Here is a 13,668-nt window from a genome sequence, read left to right as displayed (position 1 = left end):
GAAAACCTACCATAAACGGTAGGTTTTTTCTTTTTAAAAAAGAAAGCTTATAAAACTGAGTCAAGATTTCATATAACACATATGCATAAACTAATGGCTTATAGCATGTAAAAAATAGATCAAAACATTAATCATTCAACAAACCATAATCAAATAGTTTGAGAGAATTTAGAGAATAAAAAATACTCTTTGCAAATTTATTTATAGAAAGAGTATTTTTTACATTTATAGCTTAAGGGAAAGTAGAGTTTTTGGTTTTGCTTATGGAAAAAAAATACATAGAAACTAAAAGTGCAACCAATATGAATATAGCAGCTATCCAACTCCTGTTTTCAACAGTGAAATATCCTATAACTAAACCACCAAACCCAGCCCCACTGCATTATCCAATTGAAAATTTGACATGTCTCTAATTCTTTTCCCTTACTTCGAAAGCAAAAATTCAATAACTTCACTGTGGAATCTGTCTGTATGTTCTATATTAGACAAATGAACAGCTGGTAACATGACTAGTTTGGAATTAGGTATTGTTTTAGCGATCAATTCTCCATGACTCGGGAGAGTTACTGTATCTTTTTCTCCAGCTATCACCAATGTTGGACTATTAATTAGTGCTACTGTTCTACGCATATCTAAATCACGAATTGCTGCGAATGCTCCCATAAATCCATTTGGATCAGTAGAAAGTACCATATCTCGAAACGTTGATACAATATCATTTTTTTCTTTCAACATAGATGGTGGAAACCAATTTCCAATAAACATATCAGCTAATCCAGACAAATCTTTGTTTTGCTTTAGCGAATTTATCAATTCATCCCATTGATCGGCTGGACCTAAATAGGATGAAGTATTGGATAAGATCAGTTTCTCAATTCGCTCTGGGTGATGAATTGCTAGCCACTGTGCCACTGCACCACCTAGTGATAGTCCAAGGAAATGAACTCGTTTGATATGCAAAGAGTCAATCAACTCGATTACATCTCGTCCCATTCTGTCAATAGAATATGCTCCTGATGGTGCATCTGAAGAACCATGGCCACGAAAGTCATAACGTAAAACATGGAAGTGTTTCGATAATTCTGCAATTTGTCCATCCCACATGTTGAGTGTAGTACCAATTGAATTTGCCAAAACCAATACCGGTGCGTCTGCTGATCCATCGAACTGATATGCTATACGATTTCTATCGCCAGTAGTAAAATGTTTTAGAATACCTTTGGTTTTTAATTCGCTTGTCATTTTCCTAATTCTCCTTTTAAAAATAATGGATTTATGATTTTAAATCTAATAACTGCTTGCTTCTAGGTGATAAATTGTTTATTACAATGAAATCTGCTAGTTCATTTGATAAAATATATTTAGCTAATATTTTATTTTAAAACGTTAGTATTAATAATAATGTGTATTTGCACATATTGATTATAATAGATCATATGGAATCGGAACTTCTTTGTGTGTGCCCTCCTTTTTATGTATTAATAATACTTGCTTTTGATGGAGGAATACATGGAAAAATAAAAGCATATGGTTTGATTTGCTTTTAAATTAAAAGGAAATATAAAAGGTGACTTTTGTTCTATGTAATGATGGGAGATGAATCTTAACAATGGACCAAACAGATGTAAAAATACTTGAATTATTGCAGCAGAATGCACGGACTACGATCTCTCAGTTGGGACGGCTAATTAATATGACTCAACCAGCAGTTAGTGAACGAGTGCGGAAATTAGAAGAACAAGGAGTTATTACTGGCTATCATGCGGTGGTAAATCCTGAAAAACTGGGGAAACAAATTACCTCATTTGTATTGGTACAAGCTAATGATTGTGGGAATCTATTCGAATTTTGTAAACAATCTAAAGAGGTTATGGAGATGTACCAATTGAGTGGGGATTTCAATTATATCTTAAAAATAGTGACTGATTCATTAAAAACGATGGATCAGTTCATTATAGACTGCAGCAAGTATGGTTTTACCAAAACAATGACAATACTTTCTACACCAATACAATCGAAAACGATACTAGGTGAGTCCAAATAAATTTCTACCTATATGATAGGGACAAAAACTTGAAAATTACCAACGAACAGCCTGCTATTTTGTAGGTTGTTTGTATTTTCTTATAGTTGTGTTTACTGAAATTGTTTTCCTAAAATATCCTATAAATTTTCACTAGTAAAAATTACTTATTAAGTATTATATTTAAATTAAATATATTATTTTATGCCAATGCCATGTCTATCTCTTCACTTGCTTTTTTATTGATGGAAAAGGTGCTATAGTAAAAAACATAAGAAAAAGCGGAGTGTGGGCTATGCAGAAACATAATGAAGTTCAACTTGTTGTAGTTACAGGTATGTCTGGAGCAGGAAAAACAGTCGCAGCTCAGTGTTTTGAAGATCTCGGTTACTTTTGTGTAGATAATCTTCCACCAATCCTTATATCTAAATTTGCTGAGCTATTGGGTCAATCAAATGGGAAACTACAAAAAGTAGCACTTATTATCGATCTGCGAGGCAGAGCATTTTTCTCCACCTTGTTAGACTCTTTAAAACAATTGGAGGAACAGTATGGAATCCATCATCAAATCCTTTTCCTTGAGGCAGATGATGATACACTTGTCCGGAGATATAAAGAGACAAGAAGAAGACATCCGCTTGCGCCTGACGGAACACCACTTGATGGTATTCGGCAAGAGAGGGTGTTATTGCAGGAGCTTCGAGAAAAAGCAGATAATGTGATTGACACTAGCAGACTTCGACCACTTGAACTCAAACAGCAGATTCAAACATTACAGAACGCCTCGAAGACAGATGCATTTGTTACATTTATGTCATTTGGCTTCAAACATGGAATTCCCATTGACGCTGATTTAGTTTTTGATGTGCGTTTCTTACCTAACCCACATTATGTTAATGAATTGCGTCCGCAAACAGGCAGAGAAAAGATCGTCTCTGATTATGTGATGAAATGGGAAGAGACCAAACTGTTTCTAGAAAAGATAATAGATTTGCTAACTTTTCTTATACCACAGTATAAAAAAGAGGGTAAGTCTCAACTCGTGGTAGCGATAGGTTGTACGGGGGGTAAGCACCGTTCTGTGGCAATTGCCGAGCATCTATATCATACATTGAAGGATCAGGAAAGATGCCAAGTGAAACACCGAGATATGGAGAAAGGCGGTTAAGCACAGGTATGAAACGGAAAAAACAATACCCGCGGATGGTCTGTATTGGTGGAGGTACAGGGTTATCAGTCTTGCTCAGAGGTCTCAAAAAGTTTCCTGTAGAGATCACAGCCATTGTGACAGTCGCAGATGATGGTGGTAGCTCAGGTCGATTGCGTAATGATCTACAGATGCCCCCGCCTGGCGATATTCGAAATGTATTAATCGCAATGGCTGATACAGAGCCGCTGTTAGAGAAAGTTTTTCAACATCGCTTTCAAAATGGAAACGGACTAGCAGGACATAATTTAGGTAATTTAATGATTGCTGCCATGCAAGAGATCACAGGTGATTTTACTACAGCAATCAAAGAATTGAGTAGAGTGCTCGCCATAAATGGAAGGGTTTTCCCTGCGAGTGAGCAAGATGTGGTGCTCTTAGCAGAAATGATGGATGGAACGATTGTCAAAGGAGAGTCTCAAATTCCCAAGGCTGGGAAGAAAATACGTCGAGTGTTTCTCCATCCGCCAAGTCCAAAGCCGCAAGAAGAAGCGATAGAAGCCATTCGAGAAGCGGATGGGATAATTGTAGGTCCAGGAAGCTTATATACAAGCATACTTCCAAATCTCCTAGTGAAAGGGATGGCAGATGAGATTCGGAATTCCAATGCTTGTAAAATTTATATTTGTAACATTATGACGCAGCATGGTGAAACAGATGGCTTCTCAGCGAGCGATCATATTCGCGTTATTTATGATCATGTTGGGCCTGGCTTGTTTGATTTTACATTGCTGAATAATGAAGTCCCTCCTTCTTTTTTAAAGGAGCGGTATGCTAGCAGTCAGCAAAGCATGGTTCTACCAGATTTAGAAGAGATCATGCGTCAAGGGTGCCATCCAATCATGGATAACTTGCTGCTCTATCGAACCTTACTAAGGCATGATGCTTATCGGATCAGCAAACACATCTTAAGGTTAGTTCGTGGAAGATTAAGGGAGTATCAGGGAGTTTAGTTGCGGATAAGTGTGGGAATCCATTAAAATGGATAGTAAGTAAAGTAGCTAGAAGGGACAAATCATGTCGTTTACTTCGGATACAAAAAAAGAACTAACAAAAATGGAAACCAAACCATGCTGCAAAAGAGCTGAGTTATCAGCATTAGTCCGCATGAATGGTATACTTGAAATCAAACATAAGCAACTAATGGTGGAACTTGTTACAGAGAGTCCTTCTACTGCAAGACATATGTTTTCCTTATTGCGTGGATTGTATCAAGTTCAACCAGAAGTACTTGTAAGAAAAAAGATCAGGCTGAGAAAAAATAATGTGTATTCTATCCGTCTTCATCAAAATTCAGCTAAAATACTTGCAGATTTGGCGATTTTTGAACTTGAGACGTGGCAGCGAATCCCAGGGATTTCTTCCACTTTAATCGTTAATTCTTGTTGTAAACGTTCTTACCTAAGAGGTGCCTTTCTCGCTGGTGGATCTGTCAATAATCCTGATAGTGGTTCTTATCATATGGAAATCATGACAACCTACCACGATCATGCGGAATCCTTACAGCAATTAATGGAGGAATATCATCTGAATCCCAAAATGATTGAACGGAAGAAAGGCTACATCGTTTACATGAAAGAAGGAGATAAAATTGGTGAATTCCTAAATATTATTGGGGCTCACCCATCACTCCTTCACTTTGAAAACGTTCGCATCATGAAAGATATGCGAAATTCAGTCAATCGGTTGGTAAACTGTGAGACTGCAAATCTTAATAAGACTGTACAGGCTGCGATGCGGCAAAAAGAAAATATCGAGTTGATAGCAGAACATCATGGACTGGATAATATACCTGAAAAACTCAGAGAAGTAGCGGAGCTGAGATTACAATATCCAGAAGTAAATTTTACTGAACTAGGAGAGTTAATTCCAAGCGGGAAAATTAGTAAATCTGCGGTGAATCACCGTATGCGAAAAATTGATGAGCTGGCCAAACAACTACGAGACAAATTGGGGGAAAATGACAGTGTATAATCAAAACGTAATAGTGACTTTAGATGTTGGCCTACATGCCCGTCCAGCAGCATACTTTGTTCGTGAAGCAAGCCGTTTTTCGTCGGAGATTTATGTGATCAAAGGCACAGCCAAAGTAAATGCGAAAAGTATTATGGGTGTTATGAGTTTAGCTGTTAATAAAGGGACAGAGATTACAATCGAAGCATCAGGACGAGACGAACAGGAAGCTGTAGAACGATTGGTAGAGATCGTGCAAGAAAAAAGTTAAGAGAGTGTCACAATTATAACAAGGTTGAAGGCTAAATTTTGTTATGATGGAGGGTGATGAAGAATGACATGGAGGACAACAACATGGATATTCTACTTTACCCTCTTTTTGTATTGGGTTGTATGGTTTTATTCTTTTGTTGTTTTCGTTTCTTTCAGGAATCCCCGTTTTGGGGAACAGCTTGGGTTTTTTTCCTAATCATAGCCCTTGCGTACGATAATCTTGTCTTGTTATGCGGTAGATGGATTGGGTTTGGAGAAACATTGGAGATGCTAAGTATGATTCGTTATCTCCTGCATGTATTACTCATCCCTACACTAGCCTTTGTATCTTTAGATTTTCTTCGGAGAACGGGAGCGAGATGGGTGGAAAGTGTAGCAATCAAAGTATTGTTCAACCTCTATACTTTCATCGTGACCATCATTGGAGTTTTTCATGATTTTTTGTGGGTTCATATGGAAGCAATTTCTATAAATGGGATTGACCGGTATATTGTGAGCGAATCTCCGTTTTCAATTTCGATGCTATTTGCTTTTGTACCGATGATTCTTACATCCTTTGTGGTGTGGAAAAGAATGCAATGGTCTATCCTATTTTTTGGATGTCTCTTTGTTAGTTTACTCGGAGCGATTGCTTTCTTTGTTGAATATTACGCACTTGGTTCATTTACCGAATTGATTTTTATGTCTGTTTTAGTATTGACAGAATATAGATTTAAACAGGAAGATTTCACATCCAACCTTTTTGAAGCATGAAGATAACCCTACCTAGACAAACTACTTTTAGGAGGTGGGAAACATGCTTCGACAAATAGGTTGGATTATTTTATGTTTTGGTCTTTTGCTTACGGCTTGTCAACGTACAGCAGCCCCTGAGAGAAGAACAGGTTTGGATAATGATTCTCGTTCCTATAGTTATGTGAGTTATCCAGAGAGTAAGATGGTTCAAGCTGCAAAAACAGTTGATGCTGTTTACCGGGCAAAAATGGAGTATACAGGTCGCAATATTATCATGGATATCTATGTAAAACCTGGTGTTAAGCCTCGTAATTATGCCATGATTGAAGCACAAGTAAGAAAAAAAGTTACACAAGCAGCTCCGCTAAATCCTTTTATCCTTCATATCCATCCAGCAGAAGAAAGCCGAACCTAAAGTTAGGTTCGGCTGTATTTTTGTGTTGGGGACTGGTCGGCACATGATCTACATGCGCCTGACCAGTCACAACAGTACAACCCAAACGCCAAAGCCCGTATCAAGATCCGCTGTGTAGGGGAACTCAGACCGATCCAATGGACAGAATGTAAACTGGATGCATGTCGATTATTCTATTATAAATTAACCATTATTTTCTGTAAATTATTTAGTACGATTATGTCATTAAATTTATTCTTCATATTCATCCAACAGAAGAAAGCCGAACCTGATGTTAGGTTCGGCTGTATTTTTTATGTCGGGGTCGAATTACAGGCTTGTGACCGACCCATTTGTACGTAATGTCGTACAAACGTAAGATGCAAGACGCAAGATGCTCGGACGTAAGATGCGAGACGCTCAGACGAAAGATGCAGGATGCGTGATGCTTAGACGAAAGACGTCAGGACGTACGGATGAGTGATGCAAGATGAGTAACATAATCTTTGATGTTACGATTTAATCATACTATAATAAATAAGATAATTCAATCAATGGATACTAATTCTTGAATAGAAATAAAAAAACCGGATTAAATAAATAATCCGGTAATTATTGAGGAAGTTGCTATTCCCTGTGTTTGTTTTTTTGAAGAATGTCATTCTAGAAAAATCGTTTTATCTATTCTTCGCTCGTTTCTTTTTCTCAACGAAACGATTTTTTTGTTTCCCAGAAGCAAAAGAGCCGCCTTTTCCATTACTTCGCTTTGTTTTAGGAAAAACTCTCTTTTCTGTTTTTCTCTCTGGTTTTTTTGGTGTACGTAATCTTCCTGGTGCATTTAGATCGGAAATGTTTACTTTTGTCTTATTTGGTTCCTTGGTAATCATTTTGAGAGCTGCTGCTACAAGTGCTACAGAATCATGTTCTTCTAACAGTTTTTTAGCGAGCTCGCGATAAGAACCATAATTTTTTTCTTCCACTGTACTGCGTAAGTTTTCCATTGCAGTTAACTGTTGACCTTCTAACGCTTCATGGATCGTTGGGATTGCTTCTCGTTTAATCTTTTTCTTGGTCATTCGTTCGATATAGCGAAGGTGATCCATTTCACGATAACTGACAAAGGTGATTGCTACCCCTGTTTTCCCTGCACGGCCAGTTCTGCCGATGCGGTGGACATAGCTCTCAGGCTCTTGAGGGATATCGAAGTTATAGACATGGGTTACTCCTGAGATATCGAGTCCGCGAGCAGCGACGTCTGTGGCGACCATGATATCGATTGTACCCTCTTTAAAACGGCGTACAACCGTATCACGGCGAGTTTGGTTGAGGTCACCATGCAGTCCTTCCGCAGCATAACCTCGCTTGCTCAACGCCTCAGTAAGTTCGTCTACGCGTTTTTTGGTACGTCCAAAGATGATGGCTAGTTCTGGAGATTGGATGTCGAGCAGGTTACATAAAACATCAAACTTTTGCTTAGGAGCAAGTTCAATAAAAGATTGCTCGATGTTTGGCATGGTAACTTCTTTTGCTTTTACTTTTACTTGCATAGGGTCAATCATAAATTTATTTGCCAATTTGCGAATTTGTTCAGGCATGGTAGCAGAGAAAAGCAAGGTTTGTCTCTCAGATGGTGCTTGATCCAAAATAGCCTCAATATCTTCGATGAAGCCCATATTTAGCATTTCGTCTGCTTCATCCAACACAACGATCTGGATATTTTGCAGGCGAATGGTTTTTCGACGAAGATGGTCTTGTAGTCTACCTGGTGTACCGACGATAACTTGAGGTCGTTTTTTTAGTGCTCTGATTTGGCGGTCAATATCTTGGCCGCCATAAACAGGTAATGCGCGAACGCGTTTAAATTGACCGATTCGATTTAATTCCTCAGCAACTTGAATAGCGAGTTCTCTGGTAGGTGCGATGACCAAAGCTTGAATACTTTCATCATGTGTATCGATGCGCTCGACAAGAGGTATTCCAAACGCTGCGGTTTTTCCTGTTCCGGTTTGTGCTTGCCCGATAAGGTCTTGGCCTGAAAGAGTGATAGGAATGGTTTCTGCTTGGATGTCGGTAGCTTCTTCATAACCCATTTGACTGATGGCTTGCAGAAGCTGTGGGCTTAATCCTAGCTCGGAAAAAGGTTTCAATGTGTTTAAAACTCCTTTAATTAATTTGTGGTTGTTTCTCTTATTATTTGTATAAAATCTCATCCTATGTTGCAGGATGCAAGAATCTAACTCCAGATGAGCAAATCCGCTGATCCGCTTCGCGAGAGGGGACCCCGGAACGTGTCTTCCGCGTCTTGTTGTAAAGAATACATGGGACGCTACAGCCAAGCATAGAGAGACTAGGAGCAAAGCGGCCTAGCGAGCATTTTGCTCTTGTTTGAGGTGTATATCTTCGCTGGGAATGATTTATATCTATATCTGCTCAAGTAGAGAATCTAATCTTTTAATCCCGCAAAAAATCCACCCGTCAGGGTGGATTTCGATTCATCTTATTTGTCCATCTTATTTCTTTTCGATCACTTTGTCAATCAATCCGTACTCTAAAGCTTCCTCAGCGCTCATAAAATTATCGCGGTCGGTATCTTTTGCGATTCGTTCGATGGGTTGTCCGGTAAATGTGGAGTACAAATGATTTAGTTTATCGCGCATTTTAATGATACGTTTTGCTCGAATTTCAATATCAGATGCTTGACCTTGTGCACCGCCGAGTGGTTGGTGGATCATTACTTCACTGTTTGGCAGGGCAAATCGTTTTCCTTTTGCTCCTGCTGCAAGCAAGAAAGAACCCATGGACGCTGCAATCCCAATACAGTTGGTTTCAACATCAGGCTGAATAAACTGCATGGTATCATAAATTGCCATTCCAGCAGTAATGGAGCCGCCTGGAGAATTGATATATAAGTGTATATCTTTTTCTGGGTCTTCTGCTGCTAAGAATAGCAACTGAGCAACAATCACATTTGCTACATCATCATCGATAGCACTACCAAGTAAGATAATACGATCTTTGAGAAGTCGAGAGTATATATCATAGGAGCGCTCACCACGGTTTGTTTGTTCAACTACCATTGGTATTAGGTTGTTCATCATGTTCGTCTCCTCCATATGTAGGAAATATTTTGTTCACAGGACTATCATACCTCATTGGTCAAAAAAGGTCAAATATTTTTCAGAGGGGGAATTTCTGCATAAAATCTTGTGTTGAAGTTTATCTTAATAAAATCGTATTATGTTCTTATATATTCAAATGTTTTTATTTCAATAAAAATGAATAAATGATCGTGTTATCCCTTGAAATCATACTATGAAATTTAATTTACCTCATATAGTTGACTTATCAACAATATGGAGTTATACTCTGTTTATAGTTGATAAGTCAACTAATAACCAGCCACATCATAGTACTACAAATGTAGTAACAGGTACAAAATACTATCTATGGTGTAAACAGAAGGGTGAGAGATTATATGATTAGCGGAGCATTTCCTTATCAAAAAAAGCATCAACAAGTTTTCGATTTAGAGATGGCATATGTGGAAGTAGGTAGTGGTAATCCAATCGTTTTCTTGCATGGCAATCCAGCATCTTCCTATCTCTGGAGAAATATTATTCCTTATGCGCAAGAATATGGACGATGTATTGCCCCAGATCTAATCGGAATGGGAGATTCGGAAAAATTAACTGAAAGTGATCCAGATTCATATACCTTTGTCGAGCATCGAAAATACCTAGATGAGCTTCTCAATAAACTTGGAATTCATAAAAATATCATCTTCGTGGTACACGATTGGGGTTCAGCTTTGGGCTTTGATTGGGCACGACGTCATCCTGGTGCGGTAGATGGCATTGTGTACATGGAGGCGATTATCAAACCCCGCAGCTGGAGCGAGATTCCAGAACAGGGGCGCAAAATTTTTCAGGCATTGAGATCTTCAGAAGGAGAAAAAATGGTACTGGAACAAAACTCTTTTCTCAATGTCAATCTTCCGGTTGGTATCTTGCGTGAGTTGACAGAGGAAGAAGTGGCTCAATATCACCGACCTTTTACAGAAGCAGGGGAAGGACGTCGTCCGATGTTATCTTGGGCGCGGCAATTGCCCTTTGATGGTAATCCAGCGGATGTGACAGAGATAGTCACCGCTTATGGTGATTGGTTAGCACAGAGTTCTGTTCCTAAATTATTCATCCATACAGAACCTGGAACAACTCCACAGTCTCATGTAGATTTTTGCCGCAGCTGGCCTGAACAGACAGAAATCACAGTAGCAGGGCGGCACTATCCAATGGAAGATGCTCCTGATGAGATTGGAACAGCGCTTGCAGCTTGGTTGGAAAAGTTGAAATAAAGATTTTTGATAGCTGGTTAATTCTCCAAAAAGAATTAACCAGCTTTTTTCAAATGTAAAGATAAGATGCTTAAATTACTAGAACGGTTGCATCAATAGACAGTTATTTTCATTTTTTATATAATGAAATCAACCATTCGTTGAGCCCCAATTGTGGGGGAAGGAAGGCAATCATGCGTCCCTCTCGCTCCATCGAGAAAATCGCAGCTCGTCTGGCCATCCTGTGTGGCGAAATCGAGGCGGAACTCCAGATCACCGATCAGCACCTCCGGAGCGCGAAGTGCCCCTGTGAGGTATTCATCTACTCGGTTGCGAAGGTCATGCTGGAAGCCAAGAAGCGTCGGGCGGACCTGCTGCTGACCGAGCTGCTGAAGTCGGTCCCCGAGGAACTCCGTTCGCTCCTGCTCGACAAGGGCAGGGCCTACGGCTACGCACGCCGGCTGTACGAGCGTTACAGCGTCCTCGTGAAAAAGTACCCCGGGTACGCGTGGAACTACGGCGTGGCCGTCCAGATGGAGCTGATCGCAGGGAACGACTTCCGCAAGGAAGTCTTCGAGCCCTGGCTCTCCAAGTAAGAGCCTCCTCCACGGGACTCACCCCGGGGACAGGAAGACAGCAGTGCTGATCTCCCTGCCTCCGGGTCCAAATCCAAAATTCATTTATATATAGATAAGCTGTGATTACCATTCACAGCTATTTTTGCTTTCACTAGGGCAAACAGAGTCATAGATGTTTCTTTAGAAATCTTGTATAATTTTATTAATCCTAATGTTGAGTCCCTTGAACAGGGAGAAGGAAGGGCCAAGTGGTTTCGGACTCGGTATTTATCCGAGCTCTTACTCAGGCAGCGACATGCGGGGTGATCGATGCTCTCATCGAAATCTCCAATCGGCTAAAGCGAAACTTCGAAGAGGAGCACATCTCCGGAGTCACGATGGGGCATTCCGTCCACACGCTTCAAGAATGGAAGGCTGAGGCAGATCGAAACTTCGCTGAGTATCTGAGCGAGATCCCGGTAGGTTTCCATAACCGGCTCAAGACGCTGAGGTCCTACTATCAAGCTGCTTGTGTGTGGAAGGCATACAATGGCCTTTGTGCGATCAGTCCCAATGACTTCGGTGGGGATCTGGAAAAGGCAGTGAAGGCTGAAGAGTATGCCCTAGAGAACTACTTGCTGGCCGTCATCATTTCACAGCACTCTGAGTGAAGCCCTTTTCTCACGGGGACTCACCCGGGTACAGGGAGAATAGCAGCTTTCTGCTACTTCTCTGTACCCGCACCGATTTAATCGTAGTTGATATAGATCAGTGAAAAATACACAATGGGTACACCCAACTTTGCAAAATCATTGTTGGTAATACTACTGCCATTGATTTCCCATTGTGTCGTTTTTGCTTTTCTAGCGGAATACATGGAGTACTTTGTATCATATCGAGATACTTTTTGGGACTGTTAAACACATTAATCAATTTTTATAGCCCTTTTCACCTGAAAAGGTTCCAGTTCAATTATTACTCGATTCATTAAATCATGTTGTAAATTTGGATAAGTTAACTTGTCCAATGCCGGGACTCCATCAAAGAACTGAATAAGAGCAAAATATTATGAAAAAAAGAGAAAATGGAACACAGCTCTGGAGCAGTATGGAACGGTTGTTCAAATTGTCAATTCATCTGTAGATGATATAGACGACAGCAATTTGAAATCTGCTTGTTATAATGGGATGGGTAGAGTTTATTTATTTTTGAATGATCTTGCTAACGCTCTAACGTATGTAAACCATGGAATTGAATCGTTCAAGCCTGAGAACAAACGTCACCATATTCAATATAACTTATGGATTAACAAGGCAATTATCCTTGAGAAACTGAACAGAGACATGGAAGCGTTGTTACTTGTGGAAGAAGTATATGAGCAAGGAAACAGCATAAGAAGTGATGATGCTTGGTTAAACTTATTGCTCATTCGTATTGAGTTGTTGAACAAACTAGGCAGATATGATGAAGCCATTCATTTTGCACAAGAAGGACTATTCCTTGCTCGTGTTGATGAATTATATGACCATGCCTTTGACTTGTGGTCGTCTTTAGGTGAAAGTTATTATCAAAAAGGATTTATGACAAATGCTGAACTTTGTTATCAATCAGCTCTAAAATTAGAAGGTAAAATAAAAAAGAAACGCTTAGCTATTAAAACCCATACTCATTTGGGGATTGTATACTGTGGATTTGAGAAGCTAAAAAAAGGTCAGTCTATACTTGAAAACGCTGTCAAACTAGCCCGTGAATATAAAGATGTTCAAGGCATAGTGAAAGCTCTTATCGCTTTGAGTCAATGTTTGATCATGCAGAACAAGGACATGGACGCATACAAATATCTTGAAGAAGCAAGAGAACTGGCAACTGAGTATCACTTTGAAGAGCTGATGTTTGACATTTTACTGAATATGAGTGATATTTGTAAGAGACAGAATTTACCCGATTATCATAAAATAACGGGTGAGTTCCAAGAGGTTTCAATATCTTTGGTGAAAGGTAGGAAAGCACTAATGAAACATCAAACCGCAATCCCAAAAAAAGTTGCTTTCAGCCACCCTCCAAATGACTAGAACCGCATCAAGAAAGCTCCTATCCTGTTCATGGTTAGGAGTTTTTGATTTTGTTGACCTAAAAATCACGAGTAGACGCTCGCATTATACCTTTTAAAGGTTTTATAGTCATGAAAAACGC

The 13,668-nt window shown here is 39.5% G+C and carries 14 protein-coding genes; 11 read left to right on the top strand and 3 right to left on the bottom strand.

Translation table 11 applies throughout. The features are described from left to right. Positions 1 to 423: 423 nt before the first annotated feature. Positions 424 to 1,242, bottom strand: a complete 819-nt coding sequence (gene pcaD, locus AC5WOF_RS04845; protein WP_496048804.1) for a 3-oxoadipate enol-lactonase — start codon at positions 1,240 to 1,242, stop codon at positions 424 to 426. 367 nt (positions 1,243 to 1,609) lie between these two features. On the opposite strand from pcaD, the gene AC5WOF_RS04840 reads away from it, so the two are divergent. The 7 genes from AC5WOF_RS04840 to AC5WOF_RS04810 all read left to right on the top strand — a co-directional run bounded on the left by AC5WOF_RS04840 (position 1,610) and on the right by AC5WOF_RS04810 (position 6,606). Further along, positions 1,610 to 2,044, top strand: a complete 435-nt coding sequence (locus AC5WOF_RS04840; RefSeq protein ID WP_496048803.1) for an Lrp/AsnC family transcriptional regulator — start codon at positions 1,610 to 1,612, stop codon at positions 2,042 to 2,044. A gap of 274 nt (positions 2,045 to 2,318) precedes the next feature. Then, the gene (gene rapZ, locus AC5WOF_RS04835; RefSeq protein ID WP_496048802.1) at positions 2,319 to 3,191 is read left to right on the top strand and encodes an RNase adapter RapZ; all 873 of its coding nucleotides are present in this window, start codon (positions 2,319 to 2,321) and stop codon (positions 3,189 to 3,191) included. Continuing rightward, complete coding sequence (locus AC5WOF_RS04830; protein WP_496048801.1) at positions 3,152 to 4,183, top strand: gluconeogenesis factor YvcK family protein; 1,032 nt, start codon at positions 3,152 to 3,154, stop codon at positions 4,181 to 4,183. Before rapZ ends, AC5WOF_RS04830 begins: the two co-directional genes overlap by 40 nt. 64 nt (positions 4,184 to 4,247) lie before the next feature. After that, positions 4,248 to 5,204 carry a DNA-binding protein WhiA gene (gene whiA / locus AC5WOF_RS04825; protein ID WP_496048800.1) on the top strand — a complete coding sequence of 319 codons (957 nt, stop codon included), beginning with the start codon at positions 4,248 to 4,250 and terminating at the stop codon, positions 5,202 to 5,204. Then, the gene (locus AC5WOF_RS04820; RefSeq protein WP_496048799.1) at positions 5,197 to 5,454 is read left to right on the top strand and encodes an HPr family phosphocarrier protein; all 258 of its coding nucleotides are present in this window, start codon (positions 5,197 to 5,199) and stop codon (positions 5,452 to 5,454) included. Before whiA ends, AC5WOF_RS04820 begins: the two co-directional genes overlap by 8 nt. Before the next feature lie 83 nt (positions 5,455 to 5,537). Further along, positions 5,538 to 6,209 (top strand): hypothetical protein, encoded by a 672-nt coding sequence (locus tag AC5WOF_RS04815; protein ID WP_496048798.1) that lies wholly within the window; start codon positions 5,538 to 5,540, stop codon positions 6,207 to 6,209. Between the two features lie 43 nt (positions 6,210 to 6,252). Then, positions 6,253 to 6,606 (top strand): hypothetical protein, encoded by a 354-nt coding sequence (locus tag AC5WOF_RS04810; protein WP_496048797.1) that lies wholly within the window; start codon positions 6,253 to 6,255, stop codon positions 6,604 to 6,606. Between the two features lie 656 nt (positions 6,607 to 7,262). Here the strand turns inward: AC5WOF_RS04810 and cshA are convergent. Further along, positions 7,263 to 8,732, bottom strand: coding sequence for a degradosome RNA helicase CshA (gene cshA / locus AC5WOF_RS04805; protein WP_496048796.1), 1,470 nt, complete (start codon positions 8,730 to 8,732; stop codon positions 7,263 to 7,265). 363 nt (positions 8,733 to 9,095) lie between these two features. Next, on the bottom strand, positions 9,096 to 9,683 hold the full coding sequence (gene clpP / locus AC5WOF_RS04800; RefSeq protein WP_496048795.1) for an ATP-dependent Clp endopeptidase proteolytic subunit ClpP: 588 nt from the start codon (positions 9,681 to 9,683) through the stop codon (positions 9,096 to 9,098). 377 nt (positions 9,684 to 10,060) lie between these two features. Between clpP and AC5WOF_RS04795 the strand changes: the two genes are divergently transcribed. The 4 genes from AC5WOF_RS04795 to AC5WOF_RS04780 all read left to right on the top strand — a co-directional run bounded on the left by AC5WOF_RS04795 (position 10,061) and on the right by AC5WOF_RS04780 (position 13,547). After that, positions 10,061 to 10,939, top strand: coding sequence for a haloalkane dehalogenase (locus tag AC5WOF_RS04795; protein WP_496048794.1), 879 nt, complete (start codon positions 10,061 to 10,063; stop codon positions 10,937 to 10,939). Between the two features lie 173 nt (positions 10,940 to 11,112). Continuing rightward, on the top strand, positions 11,113 to 11,514 hold the full coding sequence (locus AC5WOF_RS04790; protein ID WP_496048793.1) for a hypothetical protein: 402 nt from the start codon (positions 11,113 to 11,115) through the stop codon (positions 11,512 to 11,514). Between the two features lie 230 nt (positions 11,515 to 11,744). Beyond that, a complete protein-coding gene (locus tag AC5WOF_RS04785; protein WP_496048792.1) occupies positions 11,745 to 12,146 on the top strand; it encodes a hypothetical protein in 402 nt (133 codons plus the stop codon). Between the two features lie 537 nt (positions 12,147 to 12,683). Further along, a complete protein-coding gene (locus AC5WOF_RS04780) occupies positions 12,684 to 13,547 on the top strand; it encodes a hypothetical protein (RefSeq protein ID WP_496048791.1) in 864 nt (287 codons plus the stop codon). Positions 13,548 to 13,668: the final 121 nt, after the last annotated feature.

It is taken from the genome of Shimazuella sp. NTD250 (genome assembly GCF_059510375.1).
Note: the sequence above shows the minus strand (reverse complement) of the source record. Positions and strands in the feature narration are given on the sequence as shown.